This window comes from Acinetobacter sedimenti, assembly GCF_022601685.1.
GTDB lineage: Bacteria > Pseudomonadota > Gammaproteobacteria > Pseudomonadales > Moraxellaceae > Acinetobacter > Acinetobacter sedimenti.
In genome coordinates, this window is sequence record NZ_JAKUML010000003.1 from 51,776 (window position 1) to 65,653 (window position 13,878).

The following is a 13,878-nucleotide window of genomic DNA, read 5'->3' on the forward strand; positions in this document are numbered from 1 at the left end:
TCGGATAAATTAAAGACATGGCGAAGCGTAAAAATAAACGCAAACAGCGAAGGAGTGTGATGATCATGATTATTGTATTATTGATGCTGACGGCTAGCGGTGGCTTGTTGTTTCATTATTTTGAAAATCCGCAAAAGTTTGAAGAATATGCCATACACGGCTTCGATGTGTCGCATCATCAAGGTGAAATTGATTGGAAAAAAATTGATAAAAACTATCAATTTGTCTTTATCAAAGCGACAGAAGGCGGCGATTTTAAAGATCCACGATTTAGCGAAAATTGGAAAAATGCCAAAGATTCAGGTTTAAAAGTCGGTGCGTATCATTTTTTTCGCAACTGTAAAACTGGGTTGGAGCAAGCTCAAAATTATATCGAAACTGTGCCAAAACAAACGGACAGTTTGCCTCCTGTAATGGATTTAGAGTTTCAATGGAATTGTCCTGATGTGACTGCAGAACAGTTGCAAACCGAAATTGCCACGATGGCAAAAACGCTTGAAAGTCATTATGGTAAAAAGCCGATTTTCTATACCACACCGAACTATTATCAAAGTTATATCAAAGGCAAATTTGATGATCATGTGTTATGGATTCAAGACTTAAAAGAGCCACCGCCACGCTTTGATCAGCGTCCGTGGTTGTTTTGGCAATATTCACAAAGAGGCAAAATCGCTGGTATTGAAAAAGAAGTCGATCTGAATGTATTTCGTGGTACGACGGTGGATTTTGATGTGTTTCTAGAATCCAACAATACGGTTGAGCCGTATGTCCCGAAGCAATAACTTTTAAATTGTTCTGTTGTTGAGTCGGCTTGAGCATTTACGCAAAGAAAGCGTTAGACTAAAGCAGTCAGATCATTTTTCGGTGCTGTCACGTAATGTCACAACCGCCTCTACGCAAAATTATTCATATCGACATGGATGCGTTCTATGCCTCGGTAGAGTTGCGTGATCGCCCAGATTTACGTGGTTTGCCGATGATCGTGGCGCATGATCATCCACGTTCGGTGGTGACCACAGCGACCTATGAAGCTCGAAAGTTCGGCTTACGTTCGGCGATGTCAGTGGCACTGGCAAAAAAGAAATGCCCGCAAGTGATTTGCATCGAACCTGACTTTTCCAAATACAAAGCAGTATCACAGCAGTTACATCAAATTTTTAGGCAATATACCGATCTAATCGAGCCATTGTCGCTAGATGAAGCTTACCTTGATGTGACGCAAAATTTTAAACAGCTCGCTTCGGCGACAGAAGTGGCGGAACATATTCGAGCAGATATTTTTCGGGAAACAGGGCTGACCGCATCAGCAGGCGTTGCACCGAATAAATTCTTGGCAAAAATCGCATCAGACTGGAATAAGCCGAATGGGCTGTGCGTGGTCAAGCCACATCAGGTCCAGCAATTCATCCAACAACTCGCCCTTGAAAAACTTCCCGGTGTAGGTAAAGTCACCTTACAAAAAATGCACGCCTTGTCGTGGCATACCATTGCCGATATTCAAGTGGTGGAAGAAGCAGAATTGATTCATCATTTTGGTAAATTTGGACGGCAGTTGTTCCTTTATGCGCAGGGTATAGACCACCGTAAAGTACAACATCATCGAGAACGTCAGCAGATTTCTAAAGAAGTCACGTTTGAAAAAGACTATTTTTTAAATGAAATTACTGAAAAGTGGCAACCGCTGATTGAACGTGTTTGGCAACAGCTTCAACAGAAAAAAATGTACGCTCGAGGTGTGCAAATCAAACTGAAAACCGCTGACTTTAAAACCTTGCAACACAGTCGATCATTTGCACAGCCGTTGCGTAATGCTGATGAATTTAAACTGGCTGTGATGCAGTTGTTGCAAGAGTTTAACGACGATAGTGCTTTGCAGTTTCGCTTGATTGGCGTTGGTGTGTTTGCTTTGGAAGATGCAAGTGAGCAAGTGCAATTGTCGTTGATTTAAAGTCAACTTTTTCAAAAATGTCCTAAAAATAGTTCGATTAGCCATTCAGATTTTGTTAGTTTGAGTCAATCGTTCAAATACGTCTACTTAAATATGTCAGCCATTACTTTTAAAGCGGTTAACCCATCTACTGTTGCGAGTCAGCAGAATTTTGATGTGATGGAAATTGAGAATGAGTTTTGTCGGGCGGTGATTACACGGCAAGGTGCGCAAATTCTAAGTTTTGAACGCAAAATTAAAAGCGCAGAAACAGATGTGGTTGATGTGAAGTCGTTGCTTTGGTGCTCTGAATTATCTTTACAGCAATTCTTAGATGACTTGAAAAGCGATCGCAAAACCAAAGCCATTCGTGGTGGGATTCCGCTGTGCTTTCCGTGGTTTGGTGGACATCTGACTGATGCAAAATTACCATCGCATGGTTTTGCTCGAACCCAGTTGTGGGATTTAACGTCAGTCGATCAATCGGCGCAAGGGCATCAATTGGTTTTTACGCTACAAAATGATGCGATTACGGATCTATTTTGGCATCATCAATTTCGTTTGACTCTAAGTATGACGTGTGGTGAACACTTGCATTTGGTATTGGGTATTGAAAATGTTGGCGATACTGATTTTGACTGTGAATTTGCATGGCACAGCTATTTCCCTTTGAATGCAATTGAAAGCGTTAAAATTGATGGTTTGCAAGGCAAAAAATTTTTAGATCAATTGACGAATGAAACATATGTGCAAGAACATGCGCAGATTCAATTTGATCAAGAAACAGATCGAATTTATCAAGACGTTGCAGGAAATTATCAAATTCATGATGGTCTTCAACAGATAGATATTCAAACGAAAAACTGTAAAAGCGCCATTGTGTGGAATCCGTGGATTAAAAAGACTCAACGATTGGAGGATGTAGATGCACAAGCTTGGCAAAAGTTTGTCTGTTTAGAATGTGCCAATGTGCGAGAGAATCGACTTCACATCAAAGCAGGTCAGAGTGATCAATTTTCGATGGTTATTTTTTAATATTTTTTCAGTGGGTAAATCGGTGGTGCACTGTTTTAATTTTTCATCACAGCGTTGTAAAAATAGTGTTATACATTCAATATGAAAGATAGATAATTGCGGTGCAATAGACAAAATTATCTTTCTTGAACGCTTCAGGATTAAAGTCAAGACTAGCCAATATTCGCCTTAAAAATGTCCTTTATGATGTATTCAGTCATGATATATAAGACATTATTGTGCGAAACCAGCCAGAGTATTCAGTATGGAAAACCATTCAACGCACAATCATTTAAACCAAAATCAGTCACAGTACTACACTCGAACTGCGCAAGTGCTGCATTGGGTGATGGCACTGATTTTTATTAGCGCATGGGGGATTGGTTTTTATAGTGGCAATTTCTAGAGCTATGATGTTGATGGTAGCTTCAAAGGTGATGTGATTACCTTGCATAAAAATATTGCGACGACGATTATTTTTCTCGTATTGATCCGCATGTTTTGGCGTTATACCCATCCTGTACCAAAGTTGCCTGATACCATGTCACCGTTGATGCAAAAGTTTGCACATGTCGGTCATTTGATGCTGTATCTGATGTTACTTGCACTACCGATTACAGGTTGTTTATTTAGTTGGAGCGCAGGGCATCCTGCACCAGTATTGTATCTTTTTGAGATTCCTCGTTTAGTCCAAGATAATCCTGAGCTGTTGGCGATCGTAAAGCCGTTGCATATTTATCTCTCATGGTTTGCAGGATTGCTTATTTTGGGACATGCAGGTGCAGCATTGAAACATCACTTTATTGATAAAGATAATGTACTTTTGAGTATGTTGAAGCAGAAATAGCAATAAAACTCAAAGTGTTATTTTGAAAAGATCAGCTAAGAAGGCTGATCTTTTTTATTGGTTGGTTGGTCATGAATAAATCAAATAAACAAATTTAAACGGTTTTCTGAATAATCTAGCAAGGGCATATGTCAATGCAATGAATATGACAAAACACTCCTAAAATATTTTGTTGCAGATTTTTTTGGACTAATACGAATTGCTGATATCCATTCACATATTTTGTCGTTGACAAGCTTTTTGGGAGGAGTATAACTAAAAGAGAGTCGGTGATTTTTGAAAATAGATCGAGAGAAATTTACTTTAGCTCTGCATTTACATATTACTGACATACAAGTGTGCATCTTTGGCGCAAGCTGAAATTTCAGTATCGTCAATCGTCAACGAGAGAGGGAAGATATTTATGAATATTGAAATCCGTACCGATAAGAATATCCATGGTAGTGATCGTTTAATCGACTATGTGCGAGATGAATTAAAACAACAATTTCAAAGATATAGTGAAAAAATCACCCATTTTGAAGTTCACCTGAGTGATATCAATGGTGATCGTGGTGGCGAACTCGACAAGCGTTGTATGATCGAAGCACGCCCTGCAGGATTTAAACCAGTTGCCGTAACACACAAAGCAGATAATATTGACCTTGCGATTCATGGTGCGATTGATAAGCTCAAACGTACGATAGAACATTCGTTCGCAAAAACAGATCACGGTCGTGGCACACGCCCTGATTGGTCTGAAACGACTGAAGCTTAAGTCAGAATTTTAACTGATCAACAGCTTGAACAAATTGTAATTAATCGCAATTTTTCTATCTGATTAAAACACTTTCCGATATGATGGAAAGTGTTTTTTTATGCGTAAATGATTTATATCAATATGCTTGAACTTTTTGTAAGTCAGGCAATCCGCAAGCTATCACCAAATAACCACAAGGGAGCAGGCAATGTTGAACGCAGAGCAACGACAACTTATCGAGGCGATTGAACAGCTCGACCTTGCACAGGTGGAACGTATACTTGCGCACGATCTTGACCCGAATTTTATCGAACCTGAAAAAGGACCGCCGATTTCGATTTTGTGTGATGGCTTGTTTAAATGGTGGGAAAATATCTGTCAGGCATATGAGGATAATCAGCCACTGAGCGATCAACAAAAATCTGAAAGTCTACAAGTTTATCTCGATATTTTAGATCGTTTGATCGAAGCCAAAGCCAATTTGCACCTTTGGGATAGTGAAGAATTTTATGGACCACTTTGGGATGCGACCAGTGCGGCATGTGTACCATTCGTGGAAAAATTACTCGCACAAAAAGTCGATCCAAACACTCGAGATGATCAAGACTTGACGATTCTAAGCTCAGTCAGTGAGCTGTGGTTTGATTGTGATTTTGATGAGATTGATTGGAGTGAAGCGTTGCCTGAGGAAAAGCAAACGCTGAACTTATTGCGTGAAAATGGTGCTAAAATGACAAAAGAATTGGGAATCAATGCGTGAAACAACAAATGTCTAATATGAGCTCGAATACTGTGAATTTAAAAACGTCGCTTTTAAAAACAGGGATCATTGCATCAATGGCCATTGCAACATCTCAGATGGCTTTTGCAGAATCATTTTCTTTTGATCGCCCAGGTGCGGGACTTGGCACAGCGATTGTGCCAAAAGGTCATGTGGCTTGGGAGCAATCTGTACCAACAGCGACCTATGATGAGCGACGTGTTGATGGTGTCGATCAAAGCCAATTGACTTTGCAAGGTGATGCTTTATTCCGCATCGGCGTGGCAGATGATGTTGAGTTTCGTGTGGGTTGGGATGGTCCAATCTGGCAACGTAACAAAGATGGCGCAGATGATACCGAAATTGATGGTACGGGTGATGTCATCATCGGTGTGAAAAAAGCCATCGAAACCAATGATGAAAACTTCACTTGGGCTGTGCTTGCTGAGGCAAATCTTGCCAATGGCGATGATGAATTCACTGCTGAGGAAGAGATTTATACTGTTGCATCGGCGATTGGCTACAACTATAGCGATGATGTCAGCACAGGCATTACCATGATTTATGACTATCAAGATGTTGACCTTGCTTGGTCTGCCATTCCAAGTGTAGGCTACAATTTTAGTGAAAATGTATCAGGCTTTTCCGAATATGTGTATCGCAAACAAGAAAGCCAACATTATGAGTCAATGATCAATACTGGTGTGATGTGGATGGTTAATGACCGTTTTCAGCTTGATGCGATGATTGGTTATAGCTTTAATCAGCAAAATCCACGCTTTACTGCGGGATTAGGATTTGGTTATTTATTTTAAGCATTTGAGATAAGAATGCTTAGATGACTTTGAAAAGAACATTGATAAAACATATTTCAATGTTCTTTTTTACTTTGCAGTATTGTTTTTTTTCAAGGAATAAGAAATTGTCGGCACTTCGGAGTTTTCTTTTTTTTCTGATCACGTGTATGTCACTCTTTGTGACTACACACAGTTTTGCTGAAGAAAAATTCCTACCTGCCGAGCAGGCTTTTCCACTGCAAGTACGTTCAATCAGTGAATCAGAAATCCAATTGCAATGGACGATTTCTCCAAAATATTACCTCTATCAACATCAGTTCGCTGTCGATATAAAAAAACAAAAAAATGCGCAAGTCGAAAAAGTAAAAGTCGATCTTCCACCTGCCGAAGATAAACATGATGAATATTATGGTGATACCAAGGTTTATCATGATGCGGTGTCTTTCAAGATACAAGCTGAACCAAATTCGACCTACCATGTAAGGTTTCAAGGCTGTGCAGAAGCAGGTTTGTGTTATCCGATCAGTCAAAGCACTTTTCAAACTGATGCAATGGGCTTGGTATCACTCGATCAAGAAAAGCCATCAGCTCAACAGCCGTCATTGTTTGAGCAATCAAATCAAGGTGGTTTACTCAGCACAGTAACGCAAAATGACTCAAGCCAAGATGCTTCCAAAAGCGACCTAGTCAATGATGAAAGTGCGAATATTCAGACCGTAGCAGAAGATGAGCAATGGACAGCACGACTACATGATCAGAATGTCTTTTGGAGTATTTTAATCTTCTTAGGATTGGGGTGTTTATTAGCATTTACACCGTGCTCTTTGCCGATGTTGCCGATTCTATCTAGTTTGCTGATTCGTGAGCATGTAGGGGTGCGAGCAGGAGCGATTAGCATTGTCTTTGTTTTGGCGATGGCATCTGTCTATGCCTTGCTTGGCGTGTTGGCGGCGAGCGCCGGAAGTAACTTACAACGATGGTTACAACAGCCTGCGGTATTAATTGCCTTTGCTACAGTGTTTGTGATTTTTGCATTGAATCTGTTTGGTGTATTTGAGCTCAAACTTCCACAAAAATGGTCAAATCATCTCGATCAATTACAAGGGCGACAAAAGGGTGGCACATTATTGGGTGCAGCTTTGATGGGCGTGTTGTCTGCATTGTTGGTTGGACCATGTATGACGGCACCGCTCGCAGGCACGCTTCTCTATATTTCCCAATCACAAAACCTCATTATCGGTGCTGTTTTATTATTTAGCCTCGGTGTGGGAATGGGGATTCCATTGATCATTCTGAGTCTGATTGGTCAGAAAGCGATGCCAAAACCTGGGCAATGGATGCATCGGATTCGACATGTTTTTGCGTGGGTCATGCTCGGTTTGGCGCTATATTTTGTACGACCATTATTAAGCGCTGAGCTGTTCTATATATTGATGCTTATTTTGACGCTTTTGGTGAGTGCTTATCTGCTTTACTTGATTTGGGAGAGTAAAGCGAAAATTAGACTATTATTTATAGCGACTTTGATTGCGGTGCTTGGTTTTGGAGTATGGCAAGCACAGACACTCTATCGTCTATACACGACCGCAGAAATGAATTGGCAAGTGGTGAAAAATAAAACACAGTTTGAGCAGGCACTCGAAGATGCAAAAGCAACTGGTCAGCCAATCATCGTTGATTTGTATGCGGACTGGTGCATTGCCTGTCAGCCGATTGAACGTAATATTTGGACGAATCCAGATGTTCAGCAATCATTAAAAAATGTGCAAAAAATCAAACTCGACTTATCTGAGTTTGATGCAAGCCATCAAGTGATTTTGAATGAATGGCAGATGCTTGGTCCACCAACGGTTTTATTTATTTCATCGAATGGGCAAGAGTTACGACCGCAGAGATTGACAGGGAGCTTTAACCAACAGGAATTGCTACAGCGTCTTCAGTCTGATCAGATAGTACAATAAGATTGCGTCCGAGTCGTTTTGCTTGATACATCGCCTCATCAGCTTGTTTGATTGCTTGTCGCATACTTTGATTGTGGCAGACTACGGTTACTCCGAAACTTGCAGTGATATTGATATATTTTTGTTGGTCAGTACTAATCGCAAGCTGTTGAATAGATTGTTGACAGCGTTTTGCGAGTTGCATGATGATATTTTTATCGGCATCTTTCGCTAGAATAATAAACTCTTCACCACCATAGCGCCCGAGGATATCGGTCTGACGGACATTTGATTGTAATGCGGCTGCAACTTCAGTAAGTACCTCATCTCCCATGAGGTGTCCATACTCATCATTGATCCGCTTAAAATGATCTAAATCTAAAATGATAATGCCGTAGCAGAGGTTCTTTTGTAATTCTAGCTTATTCGCAATATTCACAAGTTGTTGATTAATGTTACGACGGTTATTCACTTTAGTCAGTGGATCAATCAGGCTCAGAGATTTAAAAGACTCCTCACGGTGACGCCATTGATGAAGCACGAGGCTAAACATTGCAAAGCAAACTGCGACTACAGGTACGCCAAAATACAGCATGCTTAAACACCAAAATGAGTTGCTATACGGCGAGTTGTGCATACCGGGAAAATCGAAGAGCGGTGCGTAGCTAATCTTTCCTTCGAGGGTAATAGTAACTAAATAAAAAATAATACCAATTGCTACGATAACCACAGGATAGATCACTTTGGCTTCAAACATCAGTAAACCAAGCGCAATCACACTAATCAGAACAACTGCTGTGGCGGGGCTCATGACACCAGCAATATAGGCATCCCATAATAAGAAAAGCGCAAAAGTGCCAGTACATAAATAAATAAGAAAGAGATGCCAGCGCTTTTTTTGTGCTAAATATGCGCAAAGCACGGCTAAGAGCATATAAATAAATATGTATACAAAATTGACATATAAGCTTAATTTTAAAAATGGCAAATTTACATACTGATGTAGACTTGGCGAAGCGATAACAAATATTTTCCAAAATAACCAGATCGAGTGAACACCACATGCTAAACAGAGCATGAGCATACATCTTTGGATAGGGTTCCAATTGATGATCGGTGTGGAGCGCATCAAGGTGAGTGTACCTTGATACGATGATCTGCCAAACATTTGTTATACTTCCTGCAAATAGCTTAAATTTTATAATGAATATTAGGAGGCGCTTAGTAAAGCATGACTATCGAGTTACATTCTTTAACATTACCGACTGTTTAAAAAAACGTCAACCTTAATTTATTTTATTAGATAATATTTTAATGGATAGTATTCTGTAAGCGTATGAAAATATCCATTATTTACTGCGCTTACAAATCTGAAGTTGCTGTCCTTTTAAGGTCGAATGTCCGCCAATCCAAAACGGTCGATTGCTTTCTCCATGACCAAACCAATCTGCTTGAAAAAGTGGGATTACAAGCGAATCACAGTGCTCTGCAAAAATATTCATTAAATCGTGTGGCACATTCTTTTGAGGGCATTGATGAAAATCCCCCATCACAATCGCTTTAAGTTTGGTTGTATCAATACTTTGCAATAGCTGAACGAGTAAACGCTCCAGCCGATAAAATGGCTCGCCGACATCTTCTAATAAAAGAATACTGTCTTGTTTTAACTCCAATGCCCATGGTGTGCCTTGTACACTACATAGCGTTGCAAGATTGCCGCCGAGAACCACGCCTTTGATTTCGGTCGCCTGTTGAGAAAACGTATTATAAGGGCTCACAGTATATTGTTGAGGCATTTCCCCAAGCATTGGGTGCAGTAATGCCAATACTTCTTGTGCGTCTTTTGAAATTGGCATGACTTCATTGAGGTTTTTACTGGCAATTTCTTGGAAAACTGGGGCATGTAAGGCATGACCACCTTGCATCGCAATATAGTTAAGTAGCACGGTACTGTCAGAATAACCAATCAAAGGTTTACCCAGTAGCCAAGTGTCAAGATGCGGTAAAAGCTGTGCTGAACCTGTGCCACCACGTCCGAACCAAATCGCATCAATGGACGGCTCAAGACACGCTTGCTTGAGATCTTCAAGGCGTTCTGCGACCGAACCTGCAAGATAACGATGCGAGGCGAAAATATTGTTTGAGAGTTCAATATCTACATCAAGGTCTTGCATTTGTTGCTGTGCAAAAAGGATTTGATCTTGATCGACACATGCACTTGGTGCAATCACTTTGATTTTCATCATCGCTACTCAGTAATGGATTGGTGCAGTGTGCCATATTTTATTGGCTAAAAGGTATTTAGTTAAAGATTCATCCGGAAGTGTTATGGCGAAAATAGTAGTTTGCTTTGCTGATAAAAAAACTCACGATCATGGTGCAATGAGTATAAAAAGCGTCTAAAAAGCAACCTAAAGTAGAGAAACATCAAAAACAGAAATATAAAAATGGCTAATTTTAGAAGGTTTACAAAAAAGATGACTGCAAAGTTTATGTGTTTTAAATTTTCATTAACTTATTAAATATCTATAAAAAACAATTGTTAAAGCTGATTTTGAAAGGTGTTGTATGGCATTTCAACTTTTTCACCTACAAGAAGGGTGATCCTGACCATTGACAAAATATTCTAAGATTTAAAATTATTATTTGCATTTAAGTTATTGAAAATAAATAAGAAAAAATTAAATTTTTGAATATATTTGACACAAATGTTTAAAGTGTTCCAAAAAAACGACTTCATTGAAATTTTATATATGGTATTTTTTATCGAAATAAAGGGTGGCAATTGCCAATTAAATCATATTAAAATCGCAAACCAAATATGAATATGGGGGAAGTATCCTGTACTTATCCAGTATGGTTGATACTTTGACTAAGCAAAATTAGCTTGAGGAACGCTCATGCAGATCGGAATCCCAACCGAAACCATCACGAGTGAAAACCGTGTGGCAGCGACACCAGAAACAGTAAAAAAGTTGACTTCAGCAGGTCATACCGTAGTTGTACAACGTGGAGCAGGTGTAAAAGCTGCTTATGTTGACAGTGCGTATGAACAAGCAGGCGCAACCATTACCGACAATGCTTATCAAGGCAGCCAATTGATTTTGAAAATCCGTGCACCACAAGGTGACGAGATTGCACAAATCGAATCAGGCGCAAGTGTTGTTGCATCTTTTGACCCGTACCGTAATCCAGAGCTTGATCGTTTTGCAACGCAAAACGTGTCTGCGTTTGCGCTTGAGTTATTGCCACGTACATTATCACGTGCGCAAAACATGGACGTATTGTCTTCTCAAGCCAACTTGTCAGGTTATAAGTCTGTATTGCTTGCGGCGGCTGAATACCAACGTATGTTCCCAATGTTGATGACTGCGGCAGGTACAGTAAAACCTGCTCGTGTTGTAATCATGGGTGTAGGTGTTGCTGGCCTGCAAGCCATTGCAACTGCGAAGCGTCTTGGTGCCGTTGTTGAAGCGACTGATTTGCGCCCAACAGCAAAAGAGCAAGTAGAATCACTTGGTGGAAAATGGTTAGACGTGCCAATGTCGCCAGAAGAACAAGCTCGTGCCGATGAAGCTGCGAAGAACGGTTATGGTTGGACACCAGGTGAGCAGTACATCAAAGATCAAGCAGCAGTGGTGGATAAGGCTGTAGCGAACGCTGATATCGTGATTACCACAGCATTGTTACCAGGTCGTAATGCGCCTCGTTTGGTTCATGGCGCAACGGTTGCCAAAATGAAACCAGGTTCAGTGATTCTAGACATGGCAGTGGAAACTGGCGGTAACGTCGAAGGTTCTGTAGTGAATGAAACAGTGACTACGGACAATGGTGTGAAGATTTTGGGTATTCCAAATATTCCATCAACTGTATCGACTGAAGCATCTGCGCTGTATGCACGTAATATTTTGAATTTTATTGATACTTTGTTTGATGAAAACAAAAACATCAAAATCGATCTTGACGATGAAATTCAAAAAGCATTATTGGTTACACATGGCGGCGAAGTGCTGCTCAAACGTGGTTAAGGAGAGCTCTCATGGTTGAAACGATTACAATTTTCGTCCTTGCCATCTTCGTAGGTTACTACGTCGTTTGGGGTGTTACGCCTGCTTTGCATACACCGTTGATGGCGGTCACCAATGCCTTGTCATCGATCATTATCGTTGGTGCAATGATTCAAACTGTCGGTCTACCTGCGATCGGTGTTGATGGTACAGTGGCATTTCAAAGTATTAATGCAGTGAGCATCTTAGGTGCGATTGCGGTATTTCTTGCAAGTATTAACATTTTTGGTGGCTTCGCAGTGACTGCACGTATGCTAGAAATGTTTAAACCAAAGCAAAAGAAGAAAGAGGGCTAATCCATGGAATTTATTCGAGAGTATGCGGATTGGTTCTACCTGATTGGTGCCGTCCTATTTATTTTGACTTTGCGTGGTTTGTCGGGTCCTAAGACTGCGATTCAAGGGAATCGCTACGGGATGATCGCAATGGCGATCGCTGTATTGACCACATTCTTTGTTGCAGATAATCCAGTAATTTGGATGATCGTTGGCGCAATGGTGCTTGGTGGTATCGTTGGTATTGCTCGTGCTCGATCAGTGCCGATGACACAAATGCCCGAAACGGTTGCTTTAATGCACTCATTGGTCGGTTTGGCTGCGGTATTGATTGCCATTGCTGCGATCTTGCATAACAACAAACTGCTTGAAATCGGTGCAGACGCATTGACTGCAAACAACATTAATTTCCACGCAATGAGCAAAGTGCATTTGTTCGAATTGTTTGTGGGTTGTTTTGTTGGTGCGATTACCTTTACTGCGTCAGTCTTTGCTTATGGTAAATTGGCTGCGAAGAAATGGGCAAAAACCATTTCAGGTGCATGGGTAAAACCTGTCCAAGCAATCATCTTTATTGCGATGTTGGCGTGCGGTTTCTACTTCTTTAGCACAGGCAATATGAATGCATTCTGGGCAATGACTGCATTGGCGTTAGTCTTCGGTTGGGTGTGGATTGCACCAGTCGGTGGCGGTGATATGCCAGTGGTTGTATCGCTATTGAACTCATTCTCTGGTTGGGCTGCGGCAGGTATTGGTTTTACATTAGAAAACAATATGTTGATCGTTGCAGGCTCACTGGTTGGTTCATCAGGTGCGATTCTGTCTTACATCATGTGTAAAGCAATGAACCGCTCAATCATCAATGTACTCTTTGGTGGTGCAATGGGTGGTGCGGTAGCGGCTTCTGCGGACCAAGGTGAACAAGTCCAACGTAACTATCGTTCAGGCTCAGCAGATGATGCAGGCTTCTTGATGTCGAATGCGGATAGCGTGGTGATCGTACCGGGCTATGGTATGGCGCAAGGTCGTGCACAAAACGCAGTGAAAGAATTGTGTGAAATTCTAAAAGAGCAAGGTGTAAAAGTACGTTTTGCGATTCACCCTGTAGCAGGTCGTATGCCTGGTCATATGAACGTCTTGCTTGCAGAAGCTGATGTAGCTTATGAAGACATCTTGGAAATGGACGAGATCAACTCTGATTTTCCTGCGACTGATGTGGTGCTGGTTATTGGTGCGAACGACGTTGTAAACCCATCTGCAAAAGACGATCCAAGCTCACCGATCTACGGTATGCCGATTCTTGAAGCACATAGAGCACGTACGATCATGGTGATCAAGCGTTCGATGGCGACAGGTTATGCAGGTTTGGACAATGACTTGTTCTATAACGAAAAAACCATGATGATCTTCGGTGATGCCAAGAAAGTTGTTGAAGATATGACTAAAGCAATCAATGGTACAGGTCACTAAGCCGAATCCAAAGATTAAATCTTTATTGATTGCGTATTAAAA

At 40.9% G+C, this 13,878-nt stretch carries 12 protein-coding genes and 1 pseudogene; 11 read left to right on the forward strand and 2 right to left on the reverse strand.

The annotated features are described in order from the left end of the window. Positions 1–65: 65 nt before the first annotated feature. From MKI79_RS02255 to dsbD, 8 genes and pseudogenes are all read left to right on the forward strand, one after another. Entirely contained in the window at positions 66–782 is a 717-nt protein-coding gene (locus MKI79_RS02255) for a glycoside hydrolase family 25 protein (RefSeq protein ID WP_241570447.1), read from the forward strand. Between the two features lie 95 nt (positions 783–877). Further along, complete coding sequence (dinB, locus tag MKI79_RS02260) at positions 878–1,948, forward strand: DNA polymerase IV (RefSeq protein WP_241570448.1); 1,071 nt, start codon at positions 878–880, stop codon at positions 1,946–1,948. Positions 1,949–2,041: 93 nt separating this feature from the next. Beyond that, entirely contained in the window at positions 2,042–2,962 is a 921-nt protein-coding gene (locus MKI79_RS02265) for a D-hexose-6-phosphate mutarotase (RefSeq protein ID WP_241570449.1), read from the forward strand. 244 nt (positions 2,963–3,206) lie between these two features. Continuing rightward, positions 3,207–3,788, forward strand: a pseudogene (locus tag MKI79_RS02270) (cytochrome b). Between the two features lie 403 nt (positions 3,789–4,191). After that, positions 4,192–4,545 (forward strand): HPF/RaiA family ribosome-associated protein, encoded by a 354-nt coding sequence (locus MKI79_RS02275; RefSeq protein ID WP_241570450.1) that lies wholly within the window; start codon positions 4,192–4,194, stop codon positions 4,543–4,545. A gap of 190 nt (positions 4,546–4,735) precedes the next feature. Continuing rightward, positions 4,736–5,287, forward strand: a complete 552-nt coding sequence (locus MKI79_RS02280; RefSeq protein ID WP_241570451.1) for an ankyrin repeat domain-containing protein — start codon at positions 4,736–4,738, stop codon at positions 5,285–5,287. Further along, on the forward strand, positions 5,284–6,102 hold the full coding sequence (locus tag MKI79_RS02285; protein ID WP_241570452.1) for a transporter: 819 nt from the start codon (positions 5,284–5,286) through the stop codon (positions 6,100–6,102). Before MKI79_RS02280 ends, MKI79_RS02285 begins: the two co-directional genes overlap by 4 nt. A 149-nt stretch (positions 6,103–6,251) precedes the next feature. After that, entirely contained in the window at positions 6,252–8,045 is a 1,794-nt protein-coding gene (gene dsbD / locus MKI79_RS02290; protein WP_241570453.1) for a protein-disulfide reductase DsbD, read from the forward strand. Here dsbD and MKI79_RS02295 read toward each other — a convergent pair. Continuing rightward, a complete protein-coding gene (locus MKI79_RS02295) occupies positions 7,993–8,835 on the reverse strand; it encodes a GGDEF domain-containing protein (RefSeq protein ID WP_241570454.1) in 843 nt (280 codons plus the stop codon). The two genes, dsbD and MKI79_RS02295, sit on opposite strands and share 53 nt — an antisense overlap. Positions 8,836–9,373: 538 nt before the next feature. Beyond that, complete coding sequence (locus MKI79_RS02300) at positions 9,374–10,270, reverse strand: LD-carboxypeptidase (protein WP_241570455.1); 897 nt, start codon at positions 10,268–10,270, stop codon at positions 9,374–9,376. Positions 10,271–10,924: 654 nt separating this feature from the next. On the opposite strand from MKI79_RS02300, the gene MKI79_RS02305 reads away from it, so the two are divergent. From MKI79_RS02305 to MKI79_RS02315, 3 genes are read left to right on the forward strand one after another with little or no spacing between them, the layout of a single operon-like run. Further along, positions 10,925–12,052 carry a Re/Si-specific NAD(P)(+) transhydrogenase subunit alpha gene (locus MKI79_RS02305; RefSeq protein ID WP_241570456.1) on the forward strand — a complete coding sequence of 376 codons (1,128 nt, stop codon included), beginning with the start codon at positions 10,925–10,927 and terminating at the stop codon, positions 12,050–12,052. An 11-nt stretch (positions 12,053–12,063) separates the two neighbouring features. Beyond that, positions 12,064–12,387, forward strand: a complete 324-nt coding sequence (locus MKI79_RS02310) for a proton-translocating transhydrogenase family protein (RefSeq protein WP_241570457.1) — start codon at positions 12,064–12,066, stop codon at positions 12,385–12,387. Between the two features lie 3 nt (positions 12,388–12,390). After that, positions 12,391–13,836: an NAD(P)(+) transhydrogenase (Re/Si-specific) subunit beta gene (locus MKI79_RS02315; protein ID WP_241570458.1), complete on the forward strand. Its 1,446-nt coding sequence runs from the start codon at positions 12,391–12,393 to the stop codon at positions 13,834–13,836. Positions 13,837–13,878: the final 42 nt, after the last annotated feature.

Coding starts and splice junctions, on each gene's coding strand:
- MKI79_RS02305 (WP_241570456.1), top strand. CDS start 10,925: ATGCAGATCGGAATCCCAACCGAAACCATCACGAGTGAAAACCGTGTG.
- dsbD (WP_241570453.1), top strand. CDS start 6,252: ATGTCACTCTTTGTGACTACACACAGTTTTGCTGAAGAAAAATTCCTA.
- MKI79_RS02275 (WP_241570450.1), top strand. CDS start 4,192: ATGAATATTGAAATCCGTACCGATAAGAATATCCATGGTAGTGATCGT.
- MKI79_RS02300 (WP_241570455.1), bottom strand. CDS start 10,270: ATGATGAAAATCAAAGTGATTGCACCAAGTGCATGTGTCGATCAAGAT.
- MKI79_RS02295 (WP_241570454.1), bottom strand. CDS start 8,835: ATGAGCCCCGCCACAGCAGTTGTTCTGATTAGTGTGATTGCGCTTGGT.
- dinB (WP_241570448.1), top strand. CDS start 878: ATGTCACAACCGCCTCTACGCAAAATTATTCATATCGACATGGATGCG.
- MKI79_RS02315 (WP_241570458.1), top strand. CDS start 12,391: ATGGAATTTATTCGAGAGTATGCGGATTGGTTCTACCTGATTGGTGCC.
- MKI79_RS02280 (WP_241570451.1), top strand. CDS start 4,736: ATGTTGAACGCAGAGCAACGACAACTTATCGAGGCGATTGAACAGCTC.
- MKI79_RS02265 (WP_241570449.1), top strand. CDS start 2,042: ATGTCAGCCATTACTTTTAAAGCGGTTAACCCATCTACTGTTGCGAGT.
- MKI79_RS02310 (WP_241570457.1), top strand. CDS start 12,064: ATGGTTGAAACGATTACAATTTTCGTCCTTGCCATCTTCGTAGGTTAC.
- MKI79_RS02255 (WP_241570447.1), top strand. CDS start 66: ATGATTATTGTATTATTGATGCTGACGGCTAGCGGTGGCTTGTTGTTT.